The sequence below is a fragment of the Atlantibacter subterraneus genome (genome assembly GCF_007570865.1).
Lineage (GTDB): Bacteria > Pseudomonadota > Gammaproteobacteria > Enterobacterales > Enterobacteriaceae > Atlantibacter > Atlantibacter subterraneus.
The window spans coordinates 188,512-212,341 of the sequence record NZ_VLPS01000006.1 but is presented as its reverse complement, the minus strand read 5'-3'; the positions used below and the strand labels follow the sequence as shown (position 1 = coordinate 212,341).

Genomic DNA, 23,830 nt, shown 5'->3' with positions numbered 1-23,830 from the left:
CGACTACCCAAATATTTCTTATGTTTAAATCTAGACGTATTTATCAACTGTATTGTGTGCAAAGACACGCCGTGTGACAACCTTAGCGAGGCTGTTGCTTATTTCTCCACTTACGGGAGTCGCAACGATGAATTTTTTTGACAAAAAGCACCTGATTGACCCGGATCTGGCTCTGCCTGGACGTAGTACGCCGATGCCGGTCACTGCGTTGCACGCAGTCAACGAGCACTCAATGACCAACGTGCCGGAAGGGATGGAAATCGCCCTGTTCGCGATGGGCTGTTTCTGGGGTGTCGAACGGTTGTTCTGGTCATTGCCGGGCGTGTACAGCACCGCGGCAGGTTATACCGGCGGCTACACCCTGAATCCAACCTACCGCGAAGTCTGTACGGGGAAAACCGGTCATGCCGAAGCGGTGCGCATCGTTTACGATCCGCGCGTTATAAGTTATGAGCAGCTGTTACAGGTGTTCTGGGAGAATCACGATCCCGCTCAGGGGATGCGCCAGGGCAATGATACCGGGACGCAATACCGTTCGGGCATTTATCCGCTGACGCCGGAGCAGGACAGTGCCGCCCGGGCCAGCCTGGCGCGTTTTCAGAAAGCCATGGAGGAAACAGGCGATGATCGGGTCATCACCACCGAAATCGCCAGCGCTAAGCCCTTCTATTACGCCGAAGATGAGCATCAGCAATATCTTCACAAAAATCCCTATGGGTATTGCGGAATCGGCGGGATTGGGGTGTGTTTACCGCCGCGCGGATAGATTAATCTGCTTGCGTTAAATTTCAGATAATGCCAAAAAAAGAATCCTGGCATTATCTGAATTCATTTTTATAAAACCCTATAAATGAATTATCTCTACAATGTTAATTTCTGAATAATAATTTAATTCCTGCCAGTCATCTCAATAAGTAATACCACCTGGTCAATAAACCTTCAGCACTATTCTTATTTAAATTATTTTTAATTAAACGATAATTCAGACAACATTAAAACTCGCCAGTTGACACTGCTCGCGCATAAATATTTAATATCGACTCTACAAAAATATTCATTTCAGCCTGACATGTACAGAGGAAATATGAAGAGTGTAAATAAGGGATATGTATTCACTACTTTGCTGGCAATTTCTTCCCTAGCCAATATAGCGTATGCAACCGACGATCAAGGGACAGTGCATTTTACCGGTAAGGTCGTCAGCGCGCCTTGTGAGATAGACAGCGGTTCTAAAACGGTTAACGTTACGTTTACGCCCGTGTCGACAACATCATTTTCTGCGCTTGGCAGTGAAAACTCACAAACTCAGGATGTGGCGATTAAATTAATCACGTGTCCAGCGGATACCACCGTTAACCTCACCTTCTCGGGTACCACTGATACCACCAATGAAGAATTGAAAGCGATGACGTCAACCGATCCTACCGGTCTGGCGGTTGTGCTTTACGGGACCGGTGCCGCATCCAGCAGCAAAGTGACTTTTGATAATGCGCCGAATAGCGCTTTTGCGCAAACGACACCAACCGGCCCGGCCAGTGATTTAACGTTTAATTATCAGGCCAAACTGGTGGCAACGGTGGCTCCGGCAACCATCAAAGGCGGCGACTTTACCGCGGATGCGACGTACACCATTTATTATCCGTAACCGGATATTCCTACAGCTGTGCTGTCTCCCTGGCGCTGCTGTTTTCACTTGAATTAAATGCCATTATGAAAAGCGTATTTCACTTAGCAGTATTTATTAGCACATTAACCCTTTGTTCATCCGCCCTGGCCGGTGTGCAGATTGGCGCAACGCGAATTATTTACCCGGAAAAAAATGATGAGGCGCAACTCTCGGTTAAAAGCCAGAATACCACCATCAGCCATTTAGTTCAGGCATGGGTGAGTAATATTGACGACCAGGGCGAACCGCCTTTTATCGCCTCGCCGCCAATCATTAAGCTTGGCGCTAATCAGGAAACGATTTTCCATTTTATCTACGCAAAAAAAGGGGCGGAATTGCCTAAGGACCGGGAGTCTGTGTTCTGGGCCAATATTAAATTCATCGCCAGCACCCCTGAAGAGTTACAGAATAAAAGTAAGCTGCAACTGGCTTCAAGAACGCGTATTAAACTTATTTATCGCCCCAGTACGCTGACTGAAGATGGCGCAAGCAACGCTTATAAAAAAATAACTTTTGCCAGAAAAGGGGCCGGGCTAAACATTAGCAATCCCACGCCTTATTACGTCACGCTGAGCACAGTTTCTGTTAATAATGTGAAACTGGCCGCGCCTCGTAATACGCTGGCGGCATTATCAATGATGGTTGCCCCATTTGGAGTAATTACTCTTCCGGCGAATCTGACGGTAAACTCATCTATTAAATGGAATGCCATTAATGACTATGGGAGCGTAACAGAGTCACAACAAACGCTTCTGCCCTAAGGTTATACATCAATGCTCAGCTATGAAATAAAGGGAGGCGCGGTTTTTTATTGCCCGGGGATACGTTATTTTGCACTGGTAATGTTAACACTATTCACCAATGCGCAGGCGCGGGGCGAAGAGCAGTTTAACCTGAACGCGTTGAGCCACGATTCGCCGCTTGCTGATAGCGCCGTTCTGAAAAAATATATTTCAGATAATGAATTACTGGCCGGAAACTATTTATCCTCCGTTTATTTCAATTTGAATTATGCAGGAAAAAAAGAAATAACCTATCAGCTTTCCGCCGATAAAAATCATTTATTTCCCGTTCTCACTAAAGCCGATCTTCGGAGCTATGGCGTGAATGTCGATGCGATACCTGCATTTGATAAACTGGCTGATGACGACACCATCAGCGACATCAGCCAGTATATTAAAGATGCGACATATCGCTGGTCTGATAAAACGCAGCGTCTGGATATTCGCGTTCCGCAAATCGCGCTGACGCATGAGGCGAAAGATCTTGTCTCGCCTGAGCTTTGGGATGACGGCCTCCCCGCCTTTCTGTTGGGCTATTACTACAGCGGATCGCAATCGCGCTATCGCAATGGGTTACAGGCAAATATGTCCAGCAATTTTCTTAACCTGAATACCGGCGCGAACTATGGCGGCTGGCGGGTACGGAATAACGCCAGCTATTCCGATGGCGACTGGGAAAACCTGTCGTCAACGCTGTCCCATGATATTAAAAAGTTGCGCAGCCAGTTTTTGCTGGGCGATAGCACCACCCCTGCCGACCTCTTTGACGGGATCCCGTTTCGCGGCGTCAGGATCTATTCAGATAACGATATGCTGCCGTACAGCCAGCAGGGATTTGCGCCCGTTATTCGCGGTATCGCCCAAAGCGACGCCAGGGTAACCATAAAACAGCATGGCTATACGCTCTATGAAACCTACGTTCCGCCTGGCCCATTCGAAATCACCGATATAACTCAGATTTCTTCCGGCAGCGATTTTGACATAACCGTTACAGAAGCAGATGGCAGCGAGCATTCGTTTACCCAGTCGTCTGCTTCTTTACCGGTTATGTTGCGGCGCGGCGGCTTTAACTACAGCCTGGCGCTGGGCCGTTATCAAAGCAAAGATGTTTCCGCGTCGCCTGACTTTGGCCAGGCGCAACTGGTGTACGGGCTGCCGTGGGGGATCACCGCATATGGCGGCAGCGTCGCGTCGCAGGGGTATTACTCATCCATGCTGGGGCTGGGTGCCGATCTGCATACTCTGGGATCGGTATCATTTGATTCCACGCACGCGACCAGCGTCATTGATGGCGCGACTAATAAAGGTATGTCTTACCGTATCCAGTATGCGAAAAATATCGATAAAACCGGCACCAATTTGACACTGGCGAGTTACCGCTATTCTTCAAAAAACTTTTATACCTTTTCTGAAGCTATTGATCAGCAAACTACCTCCGATACACAAGATGATATGTATGCGTACCGTAACGCTTATAATCGCCGAAGCCGCGCGCAAATTAATATTAACCAGTCACTGGGAAGCTGGGGCAACGTTTATATTTCTGCTTATCAACAGGATTATTGGCAGTTAAATAAATATGAGCGCAATATTTCACTTGGCTATAATATGATGTGGCATCGGATCTCATTTGCATTCAACGCGTCGCAAACTGAGATGCCCACCAGCCAGCGCGATAATCAATTTTCTTTTAACGTCAGCGTCCCTCTGGATAAATGGCTTCCTCAGACATGGGCTAATTATTCATTAAGCCAGTCGCAGCAGGGAAATGCCACCCATCAAACAGGGATAAGCGGTAATGCGTTAACAGATAACAAACTGAGTTACGCGGTTCAGCAGTCCTGGGATGAACAAAATAAAGCGACTAACGGGAGCCTTAATGCGACCTATCGCAGTTCTTCCGGCAGTGTAAGCGGCGGCTATCATTACAGTAATACTAACCAACAAATCAATTACAGCGCCCAGGGGGGCGTTGTCGTTCATCCCTATGGCGTAACGCTGGCGCAGTCTCTGCCCGATACGATGACGCTGGTGCGCGCCCCCGGGGCCAGCGGCGTGAAAATTAACAACGGCACCGGAATTTATACCGATAGCCGGGGTTATGCCATTGTGCCTTACAGTAATCCCTACCGGCAAAACACCATTTCATTGAATACGGCCGGGCAACGAAATATCGATATTAGCGATCCGGTTAACGTGGTTATTCCTTCACGTGGCGCTGTAGCGCTGGCCAACTATAAAGTGCGAACCGGCGCGCGAATCTTGTTTACCTTACGCCATCACAATCAGCCGGTTCCTTTTGGCGCGCTGGTTTCCCTCCCCAATGAAAAAGAAAGCCCATCCAGCCTGGTAGATGACCGCGGCCAGGTTTATATCACGGGCGTTTCCGCTGGCACGAAGCTGGTCGCGCAATGGGGTAATAGCATCGATCAAACCTGCGAGACCGAAGCGCTGCCCTTCGCTGCTGTTTCAACCGCTGATATCCCGGTTATTCAACAAACGCTTGAATGCCGTTAACATTTCAGGAAAAACCATGCCAGTTCAACCTTACTCACTCCTCTCTCTGTTCCGGCTGATGCTTAGCCTGCTATTGCCGGTTATCTGCTGGAGCGCACAGGCCAATTGTGTTTTTCACAACGGCTCCGGTAACGTGATGCAGGAAGTCACCATTCCGACATTAACGGTAGACGCTCATCCTGCCGCCGATACCGTATTATGGGATAGTGGGATCATTAGCTCCTCTGTCACCACCGATATTTTATGCTTAACCGCCGCGACGATTGAAACGGGCTATCTGAATGATAAAACGCCGGTCAGCGGGCTTGCGACGCCTTATGTCTACCAAACCAATATTCCCGGCATCGGCATCGCCATCTATACCAGCAAAGATATGCAAACATTAGTCCCGATACAGTGGCCGAGATATGCCGAAACGGCGGAGGCGGGTGATGAGTTTATCGAACAACATTATTTCAGAGTGCGATTAGTCGCGACGGGTCAACCAATCTCATCGGGGATGCTTATTTTATATGGCTACGAGGCTGACCGAACCTTCGGCACCATCCGACAGTTTCTGCTGTCTTTTAACCCCACACTGGTGCAGGTGCAAACCAGCGGATGCGATATTGAGACCAAAGATATTAATGTGGCGCTTACGCCAGGCGGAGGCGCATCCATCAACTCTCTTTCACGCTCAGGGGATACCACCAGCCCGGTCGATTTTGGTATCAATTTACATTGTGATGAAAACACGGATTTCTCGCTGAAATTTTCCGGCAATACCGCAGGTCAACAGGACATTCTGGCTCTGGATAACCCAGATCAGCCGGATTCTGCCCAGGGCATTGGCGTACAGATATTGTTCGAAAATCAACCTGTTTCGTTTAATCAGACCCGGCAAGTATGGACAACCGCCCATACTCAACAAGTTACCGTTCCATTCCAGGCACGGGTGATACGTCTTTACGATCGCAGTTCGCTTCGCGGCGGCAATATCAACGCTACCGCCACCTTCGAAATGGTCTACCGCTGACGCCCTGCTGGCAGCACCACCCGCCCTTACGCTATACTACCCCCTGAAATTACGGGCTCGCTCATCAGTGAGCCCGTATTTATCGTGTTATTTCTAATGGTATTTTCATTTCCCTTCCGAGGATCCGGCTCAGGCTGGATAAACTATGTTAAACAGTATTTTATTAATACTTTGTCTCATCGGCGTCAGTGCGTTTTTCTCGCTCTCTGAGATCTCGCTTGCCGCCTCCCGCAAGATAAAACTCAAACTGATGGCCGACGAAGGCAACATCAACGCCATGCGCGTGCTGAAGATGCAGGAAAATCCGGGCATGTTCTTCACCGTGGTGCAGATTGGCCTTAACGCGGTCGCCATTCTTGGCGGTATCGTCGGCGATGCGGCGTTTTCGCCAGCCTTTCATAAAATCTTTGACGGCTTAGTCTCCCCTGAACTGGCGGAGCAACTGAGCTTTATTATGTCGTTCTCGCTGGTCACCGGCGCGTTCATTTTGATCGCCGACCTGACGCCGAAACGCATCGGTATGATTGCGCCTGAAGTGATTGCTTTGCGTATCATCAACCCGATGCGCTTCTGTCTGTTCGTGTTCCGCCCGCTGGTGTGGTTCTTTAACGGCCTCGCCAACGTGATTTTTCGCATCTTCAAACTGCCGATGGTGCGTAAAGACGATATCACCTCTGACGACATTTACGCCGTGGTGGAAGCCGGGGCGCTGGCCGGGGTGCTGCGTAAGCAGGAGCACGAGCTGATCGAAAACGTGTTTGAGCTGGAATCGCGCACCGTGCCGTCATCCATGACCTCGCGCGAAAACATCGTCTGGTTCGATCTGCATGAAGATGAGCAGAGTCTGAAGAGTAAAATTGCCGACCATCCCCACTCTAAATTCCTGGTGTGTAATGACGATATCGACCATATCGTCGGTTACGTCGATTCCAAGGAGCTGCTGAATAGAGTGCTGGGCAACCAGAGCCTGGCGCTGAACAGCGGGGTGCAAATCCGCAATACGCTGATCGTGCCCGATACGCTGACCCTCTCCGAAGCGCTGGAAAGTTTCAAAACCGCCGGAGAAGACTTCGCGGTGATCATGAATGAATACGCGCTGGTGGTAGGCATCATTACGCTCAACGACGTGATGACCACCCTGATGGGCGATTTAGTCGGCCAGGGGCTGGAAGAGCAAATCGTGGCGCGCGATGAGAACTCGTGGCTAATTGACGGTGGGACGCCGATTGATGACGTGATGCGCGTGCTGGATATTGATGAGTTTCCGCAGTCCGGCAACTACGAGACCATTGGCGGCTTTATGATGTTTATGCTGCGTAAAATCCCCAAACGCACCGACTCGGTGAAGTTCTCCGGCTATAAGTTTGAAGTGGTGGATATTGATAACTACCGCATCGACCAGCTGCTTGTGACCCGCATTGATAACAAGCCCACCGTACTGGTCCCGCGCAAGCCGGAAGAAACCCCGGCTTCCTGATCCCAGAAACACTAACGGCCCCATCGGGGCCGTTTTGATTACTGCACAGGTAATACTCACGTACGACTTTAAGGGTTAAGCCATCTCGGTCTGGAGACGCAAAACCTGACGGTTGACTTCGGACATCACCGAAAGGTGCTGTTTGTCCTTCACTTTCGGGATAAGGATCTTACCCTTATCAAACTCGAAAGCGCCTACATCCTTGATATATAACCGTCCACGGAACAGGATCTTCACGTATTTAGCCACCTGAAGGGGGTTATAACGTTGGAATATTTTCACTTTTTTCTACTCCTGCTTAGTGTTACGCCCCGGCGGTGCCACAATCGGCCCGTCATGAATAAGGCGCAAATTTTGTTGCCAGTTGACTATAGACCAGTTTGGTCAGGTGACACAGTGTGGTTAAGTTTATTTACCGTTTTATTACAGTTTTTGAGAGTTTTCTTTTCAATAGCCCATAAAAGCCAGTATAAAGCGCGATTTTCTTCAGGATATGTGCGTCCGCCCGCAAAGTGGCATCAAGGTTGCGGGTAAAGAAAGTATTTAGCACATATGCTTAAAAAGTCAGGACCCAGTGGTCCGATCACCTGCTGAGAACAACAATAAGGATCCGTACAATGACCCTTCGCAAAGCCGCGACGCTCGCACTATTGCTGCTGCCTTTCATGGCATCGGCTCACAATTTCCAGGATAATCAACGCGTCCCGCCGGTCGGCGTCTCTGACCGGGGCGAATTGATTCTTACTAACGATAAGTTTAGCTACAAAAACTGGAACAGCGCGCAGTTAAGTGGAAAAGTGCGAGTGGTGCAGCATATTGCCGGACGCACCTCCGCCAAAGAAAAGAACGCCGGGCTGATTGAAGCCATCAAAAACGCCAAACTGCCCCACGATACCTATCAGACCACCACCATCGTAAATACCGATGATGCGATCCCGGGCAGCGCGATGTTTGTGCGCAGCAGCCTGGAGGATAATAAAAAGCTCTATCCGTGGTCGCAGTTCATCGTCGACAGCAATGGCGTAGTGGCTAAATCCTGGGCGCTGGAGCCGGAAAGCTCGGCGGTAGTGGTGCTGGATAAACAGGGACGGGTGCAGTTCGCCAAAGACGGCGGGCTGACCCAGCAGGAAGTGCAGCAGGTAATGAGCCTGCTGCAACAGTTACTTAGTAAATAGAAACCCGGAAGCCGGGGTTCAGGAACGACTCGCGCGGGGTGTAATCCAGCGTGACGCCCTTCCAGTCGTGAACATGTGCCCCGGCAGCCACCGCCACCGCGTGCCCTGCGGCGGTGTCCCAGATGCAGGTTGGCCCGAAACGCGGGTAAAGCTGCGCCTGCCCTTCCGCCACCAGGCAGAATTTGAGCGATGAACCGATGGACGTGGTTTGATGCTCGCCCAGCTGCTGCAAATACTCTTTTAACTCTTCATCGGTGTGCGAACGGCTGATCACCACCAGCGGTGGCCGGGCGTCGCGCACGTGGATTGGGTTACGAATATCGCACTCCTCTTTCCACGCCTTCCCTTCGGCGGCGCTGTACATCACTTTCATCACCGGCGCGTATACCACGCCCAGTACCGGTTTTCCGTTTTCAATCAGCGCGATATTGACGGTAAATTCGCCATTGCGCTTCAGGAACTCTTTAGTGCCGTCCAGCGGATCCACCAACCAGTAACGCTGCCAGTGCTGACGTATTTCCCAGGCGGGCGGATCTTCTTCAGAAAGCACCGGAATATCCGGGGTGAGCCTGTTCAGACTTTCGACAATGATTTTATGGGCGGCGATGTCCGCCGCCGTAACCGGAGAATCGTCAAGTTTATGGGTTGCGTCAATCGGCTTTTCGCCCTGATAGACCTGCATAATGGCGTTTCCCGCCTCGCGCGCCACCTGGCATACCTGTTCTAACATCTTCCACCTCTTCGTGAGCGACAGGCATTTTCTGCCGCTGATTAACCCTTTGTTTTACATAATGACTTTTTATATAGCATTGCGCCTGATTCCGCCATCTGTGATAGAGCCTGGATTTCCTTACATCAATCTATGGCAGGATTCACATTTCTGTAAGCAACAGCCTATACATACATATCTTTTTGCAACAGAGATCTTAAAAAGGGACCTTGATGATGATTAAGTTTAGCGCAACGCTCCTGGCGACGCTTGTGACGGCCAACGTCTATGCGGCAACGGTGGATTTAAGGATCCTCGAAACCACTGATTTACATAGCAACATGATGGATTTCGATTATTACAAAGACGCCCCAACTGAAAAATTCGGCCTGGTGCGCACCGCCTCGCTGATCAACGCTGCCCGTGGCGAAGCCGCTAACAGCGTGCTGGTGGATAACGGCGATCTGATTCAGGGCAGCCCGCTGGGCGATTACATGGCGGCTAAAGGCTTAAAAGACGGCGATGTGCATCCGGTTTTCGCGGCGATGAATACCCTGAATTACGCCGTGGGCAACCTCGGCAATCACGAATTCAACTACGGCCTCGATTACCTGCACAACGCGCTGGCAGGGGCGAACTATCCGTACGTTAACGCCAACGTTATCGACGCTAAAACCAATAAGCCGCTGTTTACGCCGTATCTGATCCAACCCACCGAAGTGAAAGATCGCGAGGGCAAAACCCATACCCTGAACATCGGCTATATCGGTTTTGTGCCGCCGCAAATCATGACCTGGGATAAAGCCAACCTGAGCGGCAAGGTTACCGTCACCGATATCACCGAAACCGCCCGTCGCTACATCCCGGAAATGCGCGCCAAAGGGGCCGATCTGGTGGTCGTGGTGGCGCACTCCGGGCTGTCTGCCGAGCCGTACAAAGCGCTGGCGGAGAACTCGGTGTACTACTTAAGCGAAGTACCCGGCGTGGATGCCATTCTGTTTGGACACGCTCATGCGGTGTTCCCCGGTAAAGATTTTGCCGCCATCAAAGGCGCGGATATTGAGAAAGGTACGCTAAACGGCGTTCCTGCGGTCATGCCCGGCATGTGGGGCGATCACCTGGGCGTGGTGGATATGGTGCTGAATAACGATGCCGGAAAGTGGCAGGTTAACGAGGCGAAAGCCCAGGCGCGGCCCATTTACGACGCCGCAGCGAAAAAATCTCTGGCGGCGGAAGACGCGGATCTGGTGAAGGTGCTGAAGCCCTCTCACGACGCCACGCGGGATTTTGTCAGCCAGCCGATTGGTAAATCCGCCGATAATCTTTACAGCTATCTGGCGCTGGTGCAGGACGATCCCACCGTTCAGGTGGTGAATAACGCCCAGCGCGCCTACGTGGAGCACTTTATCCAGGGCGATCCGGATCTGGCCTCGCTGCCGGTATTGTCTGCCGCCGCACCGTTTAAAGTGGGCGGGCGTAAAAACGATCCGGCAAGCTATGTGGAAGTGGAAAAAGGTCAGTTAACCTTCCGCAATGCCGCCGATCTGTATCTCTACCCGAACACGCTGGTGGTGGTGAAAGCCAGCGGCAAAGAGGTTAAAGAGTGGCTAGAATGCTCCGCCGGGCAGTTTAACCAGATTGATGTGAATAACAGCCAGCCCCAGAGCCTGATTAACTGGGACGGTTTCCGCACCTATAACTTCGATGTGATTGACGGCGTTAACTATCAAATTGATGTGACTCAGCCCGCGAAATACGACGGCGAATGTCAGGTGGTGAACCCTCAGGCTGAGCGAATTAAGCAACTGACGTTTAACGGTAAACCTGTCGATCCGAACGCGACGTTCCTGGTCGCCACTAACAACTACCGTGCTTATGGCGGCAAGTTTGCCGGGACTGGCGACGATCATATCGCCTTCGCCTCTCCGGATGAGAATCGCTCGGTGCTGGCCGCCTGGATTGGCGCGCAAACCAAACAGGCCGGGGAGATCCACCCGGCGGCGGATAATAACTGGCGTCTGGCGCCCATCCACAGCGATAAGCCGCTGGATATCCGCTTCGAAACGTCGCCGGGGGAGAAAGCCGCCGCGTTTATCCAGCAAAAAGCGCAGTACCCGATGAAAAACGTGGGTCAGGATGAGATCGGCTTTGCGCTGTATCAGCTCGATCTGAACGCCCGTTAAGCCGCACTGGCGTCCCGTTCATGGCGGGACGCCATCACCTGCGGCAAATTCATTTCAATCCAGTCCGCCAGCGCCGCGACTTTCTCGCTGACCTGCTCGCCCAGCGGCGTCAGGCTGTACTCCACGTGCGGCGGCACGACCGGATAAGAAACCCGGTTCACAAAGCCATCCTGTTCCAGCCATTGCAGGGTCTGCGCCAGCATCTTTTCGCTGACGCCGCCCATTTTGCGCCGCAGATCGCTAAAACGATGGGTGCCGTCGCGTAGCGCTACCAGGATCAGTACGCCCCAGCGGCTGGTGACGTGCTTTAACACGTCCCGGGACGGGCATTGCTCGGCAAATAAATTTCCGTCGCGCAGCTGCTGCGTCAGGGTGTTGGCAGATGTCATTTTCATACTTACCTTTTTGTGCGTACTTACTAAAAGTTAGTTAGGGTGATAGTGTGCCACAACACCCACCAAATACGAAGGAGTAACATCATGATTGCAGTCACCGGCGCAACCGGCCATCTGGGCCAATGGGTCATCAAAAAACTGCTGGAAACCCATAACGCACAGGATCTTGTGGCGATCGTGCGTAATCCAGCCAAAGCGCAGGCGCTGGCGGATCAAGGCGTTCAGGTTCGCGAGGCCGATTATGGCAATCCGGCGGCACTGGCTTCGGCGCTACGGGGCGTGGAAAAACTGCTGCTGATTTCGTCCAGCGAAGTGGGCCAACGCGCCGTGCAGCATCGCAACATTATTGATGCGGCGAAATCCGCTGGCGTAAAACTGATTGCCTATACCAGCCTGTTGCGTGCGGATACTTCGCCGCTCGGGCTGCACGTGGAGCACGTGGACACTGAAAACTATCTGGCACAATCTGGCGTGCCTTACGTACTGCTGCGTAACGGCTGGTATAGCGAAAACTATCTGGCGAGCGTACCGGCGGCGCTGGAGCACGGCGCGTTTATCGGCAGCGCTGGCGAGGGCAAAATCGCCTCTGCCTCCCGGGAAGATTATGCCGAGGCCGCCGCGAAAGTGCTGAGCCTCGATAATCAGGCCGGGAAAGTGTATGAACTGGCGGGTGACAATGCCTGGACGCTGGCGCAGCTGACAGAAAAAATCTCCGCGCTGAGCGGTAAAACCGTGGTGTATAACAACCTCTGTGAAGCGGATTTCGCCGCCGCGTTGCAGGGCGCAGGCCTGCCGGAAGGCTTTGCCAGACTGCTGGCAGACTCCGACGTTGGCGCATCCAAAGGCGGGCTGTTTGACGACGGCCATCAGCTGAGCCGCCTGATTGGCCGCCCAACGACGACTATCGATGACAGCCTGAAGGCCATACTGTAATTGTTAATTAGCGGTTAATTTTCGTAGCCATGCCACGGCTCATCCCTATAATGAATAACAGGCAGTCTAAGGGGGGTGAGTTGTGCAAGGCGTACCAGAACAGTTTACCGATGAACAAGATCGCGCCCGGTTTCGGCACTTAGCGGCCATTCCGGGCGTTGAGCTTTATCACGCCCATATCGCCAATTATGCCTTTGAACCCCATACCCACGAAGCCTTTGGCATTGGCACCATCGAATGGGGTGCCGAGCGCTTTCGCTATCGCGGTGCCGATCACGTAGCGGCGGTAAATTCCCTGGTGACCATGAACCCGGACGAACTGCACACCGGCGAGGCGGAGACCCAGGGCGGCTGGCGCTACCGGATGATTTATCTCGAACCCGAGTTGCTGGAGCAAATGACCGGCGTCAAACAGTGGTGGTTCACTGACGTTGAGCGTCACGATCCGCTGCGCGCCCAGGCAACCGGGCGGATCATTTACGACCTGTGGCACCAGCCCGATCCGCTGGCTCAACAGGGCCTGGTGTTAGACCTTATCGACAACTTCCGCCCTTACGCCCGCCACGGCGGCAGGCAAATCCCCACCCGGCAAACCCGTTTCGACCGGGTGCGCGAGTATATGTATGAAAACTACATGCATGCGGTGAGCCTGGAGGAGCTGGCGCAGGAGGCGGCGCTCAGTCCGTATCATTTCCTGCGTCAGTTCAAAGCGCAGTTTCACGTTACGCCCCATCAAATGCTGATGGCAGTTCGGCTATGGCGCGCCAAGCAATTTTTAACCGACGGCATGCCCGCAGCCGAAGTCGCCGTCGCAACCGGCCTCAGCGACCAGTCGCACCTGACGCGCGCCTTTACCCGCCGCTACGGCATCACCCCGGTTCGCTATCAGAAGCAGGTCACCAGAGGCTAAAAGCGCAATCTCATACAATAATTATCAGGCATTACTGCGCACACTGGGCGTTACACTGTTTTAACGGGAATGCGTGATGTTTGCTGGAGTGTTGTTCGCCCTCGCCGCAGGGCTGATGTGGGGGCTGATTTTCGTGGGGCCGCTGATCGTGCCGGAATACCCGGCGGCATTACAATCGACGGGCCGCTATCTGGCGCTGGGCCTGATTGCCATCCCTATCGCCTGGCTGGGCCGCCGTCGTCTGATGCAGCTCTCCTCCCGCGACTGGTGGACCGCGCTGTTTCTCTCCGCTGTCGGCAACCTGATTTATTACGTCTGCCTTGCCAGCGCCATCCAGCGCACCGGCGCGCCGGTCTCCACCATGATTATCGGCACGCTGCCGGTGGTGATCCCGGTATTCGCCAACCTGCTGTACAGCCAGCGCGATGGGAAAATCCCGTGGCGGCAGCTCGCACCTTCCTTATTGCTTATCGCCATCGGCCTGGTGCTGGTGAATTACGCCGAACTGCGTGGCGGCGTGGTGGATTTCGATCTCTGGCGCTACGGCAGCGGGATCGCGCTGGCGCTGGTGTCGGTGGTGTGCTGGGCCTGGTACGCGCTGCGCAACGCCCGCTGGCTGCGGGAAAACCCCGATAAACCGCCGATGATGTGGGCCACCGCCCAGGGGCTGGTGACGCTGCCGATGTCGCTGGTTGGCTATGTCGCAGTTTGCCTGTGGCTTTCCCACCAGCAGTCCTCCTTCGCCCTGCCCTTCGGCCCGCGTCCGGCGGTGTTTATTACGCTGATGATCGCCATTGCGGTGCTATGTTCCTGGGTAGGAGCGCTGTGCTGGAACGAAGCCAGCCAGCGGCTGCCAACGGTGCTCCTCGGGCCGTTAATCATGTTTGAAACCCTCGCTGGCCTGCTTTACACCTTCCTGATGCGCCAAAGCCCGCCGCCGTTGATGACCGCGCTGGGCATTCTGCTGCTGGTGATTGGCGTGGTGCTGGCAGTACGCGCTAAGCCGCAAAAATCGCCGCCCTCCATCATTCCCGTCACGCCGGGATCGTGATCGCAAACCGACGCAAACCGCGTCGGTTTTTTTTTGCTGACTCAAAAGGGTTATAGCTTTCCCTATAAGATGCATTTAAAATGCATCTTATATTCTGATGATTGAGGTAAACGCTATGGCCTTCCGTGACCAACCTTTAGGTGAACTGGCTTTAACCATTCCCCGCGCTTCTGCTCTGTTCCGTAAATACAATCTCGACTTCTGCTGCGGCGGCAAACAGACCCTGCTACGCGCGGCGACTCGCCAGGAGCTGGATCTCGATACTATCGAAGCGGAACTGACCGCGCTGGCGGACGAGCCGCTGGAAAAAGAGTGGCGTACCGCGCCGCTGGCCGAAATCGTCGATCACATTATTGTGCGTTACCACGATCGCCACCGCGAACAGCTGCCGGAACTGATTTATCAGGCCACCAAAGTGGAACGCGTTCATGCCGATAAGCCGAACGTGCCGAAAGGCCTGACCAAATACCTGACCATGCTGCATGAAGAGCTGTCCAGCCACATGATGAAAGAAGAGCAGATCCTGTTCCCGATGATTAAACAGGGGATGGGCAGCCACGCGACCGGGCCGATTACGGTTATGGAGAGCGAGCATGATGAAGCGGGCGAACTGCTGGAAGTGATTAAGCACACCACCAATAACGTGACGCCGCCGCCGGAAGCCTGCACTACGTGGAAAGCAATGTACAACGGCATTAATGAGCTGATTGACGATCTGATGAATCACATCAGCCTGGAAAACAACGTTCTTTTTCCGCGTGCCCTCGCTGGAGAAAAATAAGGCGCCCGTCGAGCGCCATCGGAAGTCCTTATTGGGCCATCATTGATGGCCCTTTTTTCGTCTTATTTCTGGAAGTTCGCCAGACGTTTCTTGCCGATAAACAGCCAGCCCAGACCCAGCACGATGAACCACAGCGGCGTAACGATCAGCGCCTGACGGGTATCATCTTCCAGCGTCAGCAGCACCAGCACAAACACGAAGAACGCCATGCACACCCAGCACATCAGCTTGCCGAGCGGCATTTTGTAGATCGATTTCTCATGCAGATGCGGGCGCTGTTTGCGGTACACCAGGTACGAGCACAGGATGATGGTCCAGACGAACATAAACAGGATCGCTGATACCGTGGTGATCATGGTGAACGCGCCGATTACGCTCGGATTGACGTACAGCATCACCACGCCGCCCAGCAGACAGATACAGGAGAAGGTCAGCCCTTTCGCCGGTACTGCGCGCTTAGAGAGTTTTGCGAACGCTTTTGGCGCCACGCCTTCCTGCGCCAGGCCGAACAGCATACGGCTGGTGGAGAACACGCCGCTGTTAGCCGACGAGGCCGCAGAGGTCAGCACCACGAAGTTAATCACGCTGGCGGCGGCAGGCAGGCCCACCAGCACGAACAGCTCAACGAACGGGCTCTTATCCGGCACCACGGAGCTCCACGGCGTCACCGACATAATCACAATCAGCGCAAACACGTAGAACATGATGATACGAATCGGAATCGAGTTGATGGCGCGCGGCAGCGATTTTTCCGGGTCTTTGGTTTCCGCTGCGGTGGTGCCCACCAGTTCAATACCCACGAACGCAAATACCGCTATCTGGAACCCGGCAAAGAATCCGCTAATGCCTTTCGGGAACCAGCCGCCGTCATTCCACAGATGCGCTAACGAGGCTTCAACGCCCGTTGGGGAGGTAAAGTTGGTGGCAATCATCACCACGCCGACAATAATCAGCGCCACAATAGCGACGATTTTGATCATCGCGAACCAGAACTCCATCTCACCGAACATCTTCACGGTAGCGAGGTTAAGCCCCAGCAGCAGCAGAACCACTGCCAGCGACGACACCCAGTCAGAAAGCTCAGGGAACCAGAACTGCGCATAGGCGGTAATCGCCACTACGTCCGCCATGCCGGTGACCACCCAGCAGAACCAGTAGGTCCAGCCGGTAAAATAACCGGCCCACGGCCCAAGCAGGTCCGAGGCGAAATCGCTGAACGATTTATATTCCAGATTAGAAAGTAATAATTCCCCCATCGCGCGCATCACAAAAAACAGCATAAAACCGATGATCATATAAACGAAAATAATCGACGGTCCTGCGAGGCTGATGGTTTTGCCAGAACCCATAAATAGCCCGGTGCCGATTGCGCCACCGATGGCAATAAGTTGGATATGACGGTTTGTAAGATTACGCCGTAGCGACTGCTCAGCCGGTGCCTCAGCAACGTCTGCGTCTTTGACTTGATCTACCATGTTGAATTCCTGTACCTGTCTGTGTTGTTCAGGCTCTGATGGCCTGTAAATGCATAATGAAGTGACGATGCCCCTCAAAAACATCATCGATATTAGGTAACAATCGGAGGGTTGAGTACTGCGATTTTAACGTTATGTTAATTAAATGTTTAAAATGAGTGTTAAATCACTATTACCTTGCAAAGCATCTCATGAAAACACCCGGAACGGGGGCGCAATCAGGAGAAAGCACTACAATTATCATTATTTCCATTATTTACCCCCGTCGAAACGGGGGTGGCATGCGGGGTTACAGAATTTCCAGTAACTCTACTTCGAAAATCAGAGTGCTGAACGGCGGGATGGATGCGCCAGCGCCACGCTCGCCATAGGCCAGGTTTTGCGGGATGGTCAGTTCCCATTTGGAACCTACCGGCATCAGGGTCAGGGCTTCGATCCAGCCTGGGATCACGCCGCTTACCGGGAATTCAGCCGGTTCGCCACGCATCACGGAGCTGTCGAACACGGTGCCGTCGATCAGCTTGCCGGTGTAATGTACGCGCACACGATCTTTACGCGCCGGGATTGCGCCTTCGCCCTGGGTGATGACGCGGAACTGCAGGCCGGATTCAGTGCTGTTCACGCCTTCACGCTCGCGGTTTTCGTCCAGATATTTCTGGCCGTCCGCCGCCATCGCCTGCTGACGCTCACGACGCACCGCATCGGCGCGCTCGTGGATCTCGCGCAGCGCGCGGTGCACCACATCGACCGGCACAGCAGGTTGATTGCCATCCAGTGCGTCACGCAGACCCGCGACCAGCGCTTCCGGCAGCAGACCCTGCAGCCCGGATTCACGCAGTTGCTGTCCAACCTGCAAACCAATGCCGTAGCTTGCCTGGGATTCGATGCTGTCAAAAGAAGGGGTCGTCATGGATTTTCCTTTCATGCTGATAAAAAGTAGCGGGCAGCATAACAGCCCAGCTGTTTAGGGTAAAATGATCCTGCATGAGTGGGATAGATCGCTTTGGTACTAAAACTGATACCTTAAGACCGCAGGATCACAGATAAGATGTGACGAAAGACCACATTGTTACCGCCATCAATCAGTTACATATATACTGGTTAAAAGCGGAGATTGCCGCACGCCTTATAATGCGCAGGAGAAGAGCATGCCCGGACGATTCGCAATCAAACCTACCCTTTCGCGGATTTGGCACGCGCCGGACCATGTTCGGCTGATGGACCCGCTCCCCCCTTTTCATCGTCGCGGCATTATTATTGCGGCGCTGATCATCGTGATTTGTTTTCTCTGGCCCTCGTCGCAGCCCGAACAACCCCAGGTACGGCGCGATGCCCAACTCGATCTTCAGTCTTCGTCGCAACCGCCGATGCAGGCTGAACTCACCACGCCGCCGCCGCCCACACAGGCAACGCAGACGCCCGAGCCGGAACCTGCGCCCGCAGAATCCGCCCCACAGCCGTTCCAGAATAATGATATTGAGCAGCAGTGGCGCACGTATCGCGTGGAAGAAGGTAAAACCATGGCGCAGCTGTTCCGCGACCACAATTTGCCGCCAGCGGACGTTTACGCCATGGCGCAGGTTGAAGGAGATGGCAAGCCGCTCAGTACGCTGCAAACCGGCCAGATGGTGCAGATTCGCCAGAACGCGAGCGGCGTGGTGACCGGTTTAACAATTGATGTCGGCAACGATAAGCAGGTGCTGTTTACCCGCCAGCCGGACGGCAGTTTTATTCGCGTCCGCTGATCGTAATGGGAGTGATCACTCACTCCCCTTCGGCATCTTGTTAACCCACCAGATGCCCGAGCACACCAGAAGCAGCGCCAGCACGTATTTCCACTCGAGAATGTTTTCTGCCAGGAAAATGGCCGACAGCGCGGTGCCCGCCACCGGCACCACAAAGTTAAACGGGGCGATCATGCTGACGCGGTTGTACTTCAGCAGAATACTCCACAGGGCAAAGGCGACCGACGACAGCAGCGTCAGGTAGCCTAAAATCGCCACCGAAGCGAATCCGTGAACCTCCAGCGTCCCGCCCGTCATATAGCCAATCACAATCAGCACCAGCCCGCCAAAACCTAACTGGTAGCCGGTCATCACGGTGGGATCGACGGTTTGCGAAATGCGCTTTCCGTACATGGTGGACGCGGACAGGATAAAGGCCGCCAGCACCACGAAACCATCGCCCATCAGGCTAAACGTGAAGTCGCTCATCCCGCCGTTAAAGTTGACGATCATCACGCCGGCAAAACCCAGCACGCAGCCGATGGCTTTGTTATAGCTCAGCTTGTCGTTGTGATAGATAAAGTGCGCCAGCAATACGCTGAAGAACGTGCCGGTAGCGTTCATGATTGAGCCCTTCACGCCGGTGGTAAAGGCCAACCCGATATAGAAAAACGTGTACTGGAGCGTGGTTTGGGTTAAACCCAGCACTGCCAGTTGACCGCACTGACGCGGGTTCAGGCGGGCGATGGGTTTGCGCTGCGCCATTGCGAACAGCAACAGCAGTAACCCGGCAAACAGGAAGCGGTAACCCGCAAAGACAATTTTTGATGGGATATCGTCGGTTGCGATCTGGAAGATTTCGTAGCCGCTTTTGATGGCCGGATAGGAGCTTCCCCATAGCAGGCAGCACAGCGTAGCACAGGCGAAAGCGACATTTTTACGAGCAAAAACAGGGGTTGGGCAAACAGCGTCCATTCCACTCACCAAAGATAAAATAACGTTTCAGTTTATTATCAATGATTGTTCAGAGAATAGCCACCCTCAAAAATGGCTGCACGGCGGAATTGGGATTTACCCGCCAGAAATGCAAAACGCCGACATACGTCGGCGTTTTTACACGTTGATGTGAATAACGAATTATTCAGCAACCACGTTTACGATCAGCTTAGCAAACACTTCGCTGTGAACCTGGAAGTCCACTTCGTGTTCGCCAGTGGTACGCAGAACGCCGTTCGGCAGACGAACTTCGCTCTTAGCTACTTCAACGCCAGCTGCAGTTACAGCGTCAGCGATGTCGCGAGTACCGATGGAACCGAACAGTTTACCTTCGTCGCCTGCTTTAGACGCGATAGTAACGGATTCCAGTGCGTTGATTTTCTCAGCGCGCGCTTCAGCAGCGGCCAGAACGTCAGCCAGTTTGGCTTCCAGTTCAGCACGACGTGCTTCGAAAAACTCAACGTTTTTCTTGTTAGCCGGAACAGCTTTACCCTGTGGCACCAGGAAGTTACGAGCGTAGCCCGCTTTAACGTTAACCTGATCACCCAGGCTGCCCAGGTTTGCTACTTTATCAAGCAGAATAACTTGCATTACCTTATCCTCTCAAAGTCGTATTAATGGACCGTGTCCGATTACTGATGACGATCAGTGTACGGCAGCAGGGACAGGTAGCGAGCGCGTTTGATAGCGCGAGCCAGCTGACGCTGGTATTTTGCACGGGTACCGGTGATACGGCTCGGGACAATCTTACCGCTTTCGGTGATGTAGTTTTTCAGCGTAGCGATATCTTTATAGTCGATCTCTTGAACGCCTTCCGCGGTGAAACGGCAGAACTTGCGACGACGGAAATAACGTGCCATTTGGCTAGTCTCCAGAATCTATCAATTCAATCTGCTCGGCATGGAGCACCACTTTTGTCAGCCCATTGCGCGCCTTGTGGCTGCTAATGAAACCTGAAACGGTGATCACCGTGCCGACCGTTATACTGTGAGTAATGGCCTGGTTCTGGTGTCCGCTAATAATTACGGGCATCTGGCACCACGCCTGCCGGTTAAAACCGGCTTCCTCCTGCACAGAACGATGCTCAAGCACCAGCTGACAGTGAGGAATTCCTGATGGGCTGACCTTTCGAAGGGGCGCCCTGCACACGGTGCCGGACAACACCAAACGGTTGGCCATCAGAATTACTCTTCAGAATCCCCAGCATCAGCATCATCTGCGGTTTCGTTAGCGAAATCATCGCGACGCTCGCGGCGCTCGTCTTTCGCTTTAACCATCGGAGATGCTTCAGTCACGGCGTGTTTAGTACGCATAACCATGCTGCGGATAACGGCATCGTTGAAGCGGAAAGTAGTTTCCAGCTCATCGATCACTTCCTGCGGTGCTTCAACGTTCAGCAGAACGTAGTGAGCTTTGTGCAGTTTGTTGATCGGGTAAGCCAGCTGACGGCGGCCCCAGTCTTCCAGACGGTGGATCTTGCCTTCTGCACCAGTGATGGCAGCAGAGTAGCGCTCGATCATGCCCGGAACCTGTTCGCTCTGGTCAGGATGGACCATAAAAACGATTTCGTAATGACGCATCGAATTGCTCCTTACGGATTATTCAGCCTCCTGTCTGGGTCAGCCGCGGCCCATGGAGGCAAGGAACGTGATTAAAGGGCGGCTGAAAAATTGACGCGTCATTCTACTTGCGGGCCCCGGCAAACTCAAGGCTGATTGATAAATAATTACGCAGCGCGGCCGCTCAGGGGGCAAAAAGCGGTTAACCAAGTGATTTAAAATAGGTTGTTGGGGAATGCTTAAAAAATTTGAGTAACTCCATCAGAAATGGTCACGTTTTAATCATCAATAAGCCATTACACTTATTCTACACAGACCCCTTACTACGAAGGAGTGACGATTCCGGTTGTATCGCTTGCTGTTGTGGAGTACCGATGATGAAAAACAGTCTTATCGCCGTCTTCGCGGGACTCATACTGACCGCGAATGCCGCCGCCGCCATTAAGATCGATCGCGACCTGGCGCAAAGTATGGATGATGTGCATAGCTTAGGCGTCGTCTACATAAATCATAATTCAGCCGATGATAGCAAAGCCGTTCAGTCACATAGCCAGAATTTCAGCGTGATAACCGCAACGGAAGACTCACTCCAGGTTGCCCGCCAGTAGAGTCCATCACGCGACAACACCGATTTATCGTAGATCCCCTTTCAGGAACAACGATAATGCCACGACAACGTTACTGACGTTATTTTGCCCCCGTCCAGGGGGCTTTTTTATGCCAGATGGCGGGTAAAAAACGCCACGGTTGCGTCCAGCGCAGTGGGCGTAATGCGGTGTTTGACGCCAGGCTCCCACTGATAAGTGAGCAACGCGTCGAGCTGATTTTCCTGTAGCGCGCGCTGCAAACGGAAGGACTCTTGTGCCGGAACCACGTCATCCTCCTCGCCGTGCCAGAGAAAAAGCGGTCGGTCCGCCAGTTTCGCTAACTGGTGAGTGACGTCCCATTCCGCCAGTGGAGCGATAACCGCATCAAGCTGGCGCTGGCGCTCCGGCGTCAGTTCTAATGACGGCGGAAACAACGCGGGCGCGAGGGTGGTGTAATAACCCGATCCCATCAGGCTGGCCACGCTTTTCACCTCAGGATGATGGGTCATGATGCCCAGCGCCGTCATGCCGCCCATTGACGCCCCACCCACGCCGAGCCGCTGGTCGGCAATCAGATTTTCTTCCCACAGCGCGTCACGCAGGCCGGCAAACTCCGTCATATTCTGATGCAGTATTTGCCAGAAGCGCAGCATTCGCCCCTGGGCATCACCGTTAAAACGCGCGCCGTGCTCGGCGGCGTCCGGCATCACGACGCGAAACCCCGCCTGCGCCAAAGCCACGGCAAAATAGCTGTATACTAATTTTGACGAGGTAAACCCGTGATAGAAAATCACCGTGGGTAGCGGCTGTTGGTTTTTTCCGGCAGGCGTAGCGTGCACGGTTTCGATACCCGCGAATTGACGTATTTCCAGTTCAATCATCTCGTCCCCCTTTTTGCTATTGGCAAGGTATGACATGGCGCGGCACGCCGTGCAAGCCTGTGCAATAAACCTAATGAAAAAGCATGATGAGAACCCGGTTACGTTTTTACATTTGAATGCCCGAAAAAAAGCGGCTGAGCTAACAAAATGGGAACCTTCCCTATAGGCTCAAAAACAGACGGCACTACACTCAATGGGTCAGGAAACGAGAAATGCGAATGCAAAGATTACTTCCGGTCTTACTGGCGATGCTGCTTAGCGCGTGCGGTTCCCTGCAGGGTACACCGCAGCCGGCTCCTCCGGTCACGGACCATCCGCAGGAGATCCAGCGCTCCCAAACCCAGGGCTTAATTCGAATGGGGACGGTGAGCGTCATGGAGCGCGGCGCGCCCAGCGACAGCGAGGCTGCCATTAAAGCCAAAGCGATCGCCGCCGGTGCGGATTACTACCAGATTTTGCTGAACGATGAGACAGTGGTGCCGGGTCAGTGGTACTCCCAGGCGATTTTGTATAAGAAACCGCGTTAACTTACCGTTTTATTTAGCAAAATTTACATTGCTTTGCGTCGGCTGATCGTTTTCTGTGCACACTTAATCCCGGGCCGCTATGAAAGGATGGGATAACACACCGCGAAGGATCGCCCTGTTACTCATCGGGGTAATGTGAAATGGAGCTGACTATGAAACGATCAATTGCCTTAACGTCTTTGCTGCTGTCTGCCGGTTTGATTACCACCTCTGCGCAGTCGGCAGAAGATGTCAGTGCTGACCGGGTGACCGGTCTGAATGAAATTGGCATGATTGCAGTCAACAGCGTTTCCGGAAGTCCTCAGGATGTTGAACGCGTCATTGCGATGAAAGCCGATGAACAGGGCGCTTCGTATTATCGCATCGTGCAGATGCAGGAAAACCCACGCGCTGACAACTGGCAGGTAAAAGCCATTATCTACGCCTGAATGGAAGCAGGCTGACGGCCTGCTTAGCCTGGCAAATATAACATTTGCAAAATACTGAC

General features: G+C 53.2%; 27 protein-coding genes. 16 read left to right on the top strand and 11 right to left on the bottom strand.

Features of this window, described 5'->3' with window-relative positions:
* Positions 1-127: 127 nt before the first annotated feature.
* The 6 genes from msrA to paeA all read left to right on the top strand — a co-directional run bounded on the left by msrA (position 128) and on the right by paeA (position 7,457).
* Positions 128-766: a peptide-methionine (S)-S-oxide reductase MsrA gene (gene msrA, locus FND52_RS12980; protein WP_144131251.1), complete on the top strand. Its 639-nt coding sequence runs from the start codon at positions 128-130 to the stop codon at positions 764-766.
* Between the two features lie 318 nt (positions 767-1,084).
* Positions 1,085-1,645, top strand: coding sequence for a fimbrial protein (locus FND52_RS12975; protein WP_144131249.1), 561 nt, complete (start codon positions 1,085-1,087; stop codon positions 1,643-1,645).
* A 65-nt stretch (positions 1,646-1,710) separates the two neighbouring features.
* Positions 1,711-2,427: a fimbrial biogenesis chaperone gene (locus FND52_RS12970; protein ID WP_144131247.1), complete on the top strand. Its 717-nt coding sequence runs from the start codon at positions 1,711-1,713 to the stop codon at positions 2,425-2,427.
* A gap of 81 nt (positions 2,428-2,508) precedes the next feature.
* Positions 2,509-4,965: a fimbria/pilus outer membrane usher protein gene (locus tag FND52_RS12965; RefSeq protein ID WP_167509359.1), complete on the top strand. Its 2,457-nt coding sequence runs from the start codon at positions 2,509-2,511 to the stop codon at positions 4,963-4,965.
* 16 nt (positions 4,966-4,981) lie between these two features.
* Positions 4,982-5,980, top strand: a complete 999-nt coding sequence (locus tag FND52_RS12960) for a fimbrial protein (protein ID WP_167509358.1) — start codon at positions 4,982-4,984, stop codon at positions 5,978-5,980.
* A gap of 145 nt (positions 5,981-6,125) precedes the next feature.
* Positions 6,126-7,457 (top strand): polyamine export protein PaeA, encoded by a 1,332-nt coding sequence (gene paeA / locus FND52_RS12955; protein ID WP_125294194.1) that lies wholly within the window; start codon positions 6,126-6,128, stop codon positions 7,455-7,457.
* 75 nt (positions 7,458-7,532) lie between these two features.
* Here the strand turns inward: paeA and FND52_RS12950 are convergent, their stop codons facing one another.
* Positions 7,533-7,739 (bottom strand): DUF1107 domain-containing protein, encoded by a 207-nt coding sequence (locus tag FND52_RS12950; RefSeq protein WP_004857160.1) that lies wholly within the window; start codon positions 7,737-7,739, stop codon positions 7,533-7,535.
* Between the two features lie 335 nt (positions 7,740-8,074).
* On the opposite strand from FND52_RS12950, the gene FND52_RS12945 reads away from it, so the two are divergent.
* Positions 8,075-8,632 (top strand): YtfJ family protein, encoded by a 558-nt coding sequence (locus tag FND52_RS12945; protein WP_125294193.1) that lies wholly within the window; start codon positions 8,075-8,077, stop codon positions 8,630-8,632.
* On the opposite strand, the gene cysQ is transcribed toward FND52_RS12945, so the two are convergent.
* Positions 8,622-9,362: a 3'(2'),5'-bisphosphate nucleotidase CysQ gene (gene cysQ / locus FND52_RS12940; RefSeq protein WP_125294192.1), complete on the bottom strand. Its 741-nt coding sequence runs from the start codon at positions 9,360-9,362 to the stop codon at positions 8,622-8,624. The genes FND52_RS12945 and cysQ overlap by 11 nt on opposite strands.
* 215 nt (positions 9,363-9,577) lie before the next feature.
* Between cysQ and FND52_RS12935 the strand changes: the two genes are divergently transcribed.
* Complete coding sequence (locus FND52_RS12935; RefSeq protein WP_144131296.1) at positions 9,578-11,524, top strand: bifunctional 2',3'-cyclic-nucleotide 2'-phosphodiesterase/3'-nucleotidase; 1,947 nt, start codon at positions 9,578-9,580, stop codon at positions 11,522-11,524.
* Here the strand turns inward: FND52_RS12935 and FND52_RS12930 are convergent.
* On the bottom strand, positions 11,521-11,919 hold the full coding sequence (locus tag FND52_RS12930) for a winged helix-turn-helix transcriptional regulator (RefSeq protein WP_125294191.1): 399 nt from the start codon (positions 11,917-11,919) through the stop codon (positions 11,521-11,523). The genes FND52_RS12935 and FND52_RS12930 overlap by 4 nt on opposite strands.
* Before the next feature lie 84 nt (positions 11,920-12,003).
* Between FND52_RS12930 and FND52_RS12925 the strand changes: the two genes are divergently transcribed.
* From FND52_RS12925 to ytfE, 4 genes are all read left to right on the top strand, one after another.
* Positions 12,004-12,852 (top strand): SDR family oxidoreductase, encoded by an 849-nt coding sequence (locus FND52_RS12925; RefSeq protein ID WP_144131240.1) that lies wholly within the window; start codon positions 12,004-12,006, stop codon positions 12,850-12,852.
* Between the two features lie 82 nt (positions 12,853-12,934).
* On the top strand, positions 12,935-13,762 hold the full coding sequence (locus tag FND52_RS12920; protein WP_144131238.1) for an AraC family transcriptional regulator: 828 nt from the start codon (positions 12,935-12,937) through the stop codon (positions 13,760-13,762).
* 76 nt (positions 13,763-13,838) lie between these two features.
* Positions 13,839-14,813 carry a DMT family transporter gene (locus tag FND52_RS12915; RefSeq protein WP_144131237.1) on the top strand — a complete coding sequence of 325 codons (975 nt, stop codon included), beginning with the start codon at positions 13,839-13,841 and terminating at the stop codon, positions 14,811-14,813.
* Between the two features lie 115 nt (positions 14,814-14,928).
* Positions 14,929-15,594, top strand: a complete 666-nt coding sequence (ytfE, locus tag FND52_RS12910; protein WP_144131236.1) for an iron-sulfur cluster repair protein YtfE — start codon at positions 14,929-14,931, stop codon at positions 15,592-15,594.
* A 62-nt stretch (positions 15,595-15,656) separates the two neighbouring features.
* Here ytfE and cycA read toward each other — a convergent pair whose 3' ends face one another.
* Positions 15,657-17,069 carry a D-serine/D-alanine/glycine transporter gene (gene cycA, locus FND52_RS12905; protein ID WP_125294186.1) on the bottom strand — a complete coding sequence of 471 codons (1,413 nt, stop codon included), beginning with the start codon at positions 17,067-17,069 and terminating at the stop codon, positions 15,657-15,659.
* Positions 17,070-17,358: 289 nt separating this feature from the next.
* Positions 17,359-17,979: a BamJ family beta-barrel-assembly machinery protein gene (gene bamJ, locus FND52_RS12900; protein ID WP_125294185.1), complete on the bottom strand. Its 621-nt coding sequence runs from the start codon at positions 17,977-17,979 to the stop codon at positions 17,359-17,361.
* A 238-nt stretch (positions 17,980-18,217) separates the two neighbouring features.
* Between bamJ and FND52_RS12895 the strand changes: the two genes are divergently transcribed.
* Positions 18,218-18,814 carry a LysM-like peptidoglycan-binding domain-containing protein gene (locus tag FND52_RS12895; protein ID WP_144131234.1) on the top strand — a complete coding sequence of 199 codons (597 nt, stop codon included), beginning with the start codon at positions 18,218-18,220 and terminating at the stop codon, positions 18,812-18,814.
* A 15-nt stretch (positions 18,815-18,829) separates the two neighbouring features.
* Here FND52_RS12895 and FND52_RS12890 read toward each other — a convergent pair whose 3' ends face one another.
* The 5 genes from FND52_RS12890 to rpsF form a co-directional block, all read right to left on the bottom strand.
* Complete coding sequence (locus tag FND52_RS12890; RefSeq protein ID WP_144131232.1) at positions 18,830-19,768, bottom strand: DMT family transporter; 939 nt, start codon at positions 19,766-19,768, stop codon at positions 18,830-18,832.
* A 162-nt stretch (positions 19,769-19,930) separates the two neighbouring features.
* Positions 19,931-20,380, bottom strand: coding sequence for a 50S ribosomal protein L9 (gene rplI, locus FND52_RS12885; protein ID WP_125294182.1), 450 nt, complete (start codon positions 20,378-20,380; stop codon positions 19,931-19,933).
* 41 nt (positions 20,381-20,421) lie between these two features.
* Positions 20,422-20,649 carry a 30S ribosomal protein S18 gene (rpsR, locus tag FND52_RS12880; RefSeq protein WP_000135199.1) on the bottom strand — a complete coding sequence of 76 codons (228 nt, stop codon included), beginning with the start codon at positions 20,647-20,649 and terminating at the stop codon, positions 20,422-20,424.
* Between the two features lie 4 nt (positions 20,650-20,653).
* Entirely contained in the window at positions 20,654-20,968 is a 315-nt protein-coding gene (gene priB, locus FND52_RS12875; RefSeq protein WP_144131230.1) for a primosomal replication protein N, read from the bottom strand.
* 5 nt (positions 20,969-20,973) lie between these two features.
* Complete coding sequence (rpsF, locus tag FND52_RS12870; RefSeq protein WP_044181355.1) at positions 20,974-21,369, bottom strand: 30S ribosomal protein S6; 396 nt, start codon at positions 21,367-21,369, stop codon at positions 20,974-20,976.
* A gap of 353 nt (positions 21,370-21,722) precedes the next feature.
* On the opposite strand from rpsF, the gene FND52_RS12865 reads away from it, so the two are divergent.
* Positions 21,723-21,956: a hypothetical protein gene (locus tag FND52_RS12865; protein ID WP_144131228.1), complete on the top strand. Its 234-nt coding sequence runs from the start codon at positions 21,723-21,725 to the stop codon at positions 21,954-21,956.
* 107 nt (positions 21,957-22,063) lie between these two features.
* On the opposite strand, the gene yjfP is transcribed toward FND52_RS12865, so the two are convergent.
* Positions 22,064-22,816 (bottom strand): esterase, encoded by a 753-nt coding sequence (yjfP, locus tag FND52_RS12860; protein WP_144131226.1) that lies wholly within the window; start codon positions 22,814-22,816, stop codon positions 22,064-22,066.
* A gap of 212 nt (positions 22,817-23,028) precedes the next feature.
* On the opposite strand from yjfP, the gene bsmA reads away from it, so the two are divergent.
* Complete coding sequence (gene bsmA, locus FND52_RS12855; RefSeq protein ID WP_144131224.1) at positions 23,029-23,343, top strand: biofilm peroxide resistance protein BsmA; 315 nt, start codon at positions 23,029-23,031, stop codon at positions 23,341-23,343.
* 152 nt (positions 23,344-23,495) lie between these two features.
* The gene (locus FND52_RS12850; protein WP_183169792.1) at positions 23,496-23,771 is read left to right on the top strand and encodes a YdgH/BhsA/McbA family protein; all 276 of its coding nucleotides are present in this window, start codon (positions 23,496-23,498) and stop codon (positions 23,769-23,771) included.
* The last annotated feature ends 59 nt before the right edge of the window (positions 23,772-23,830 follow it).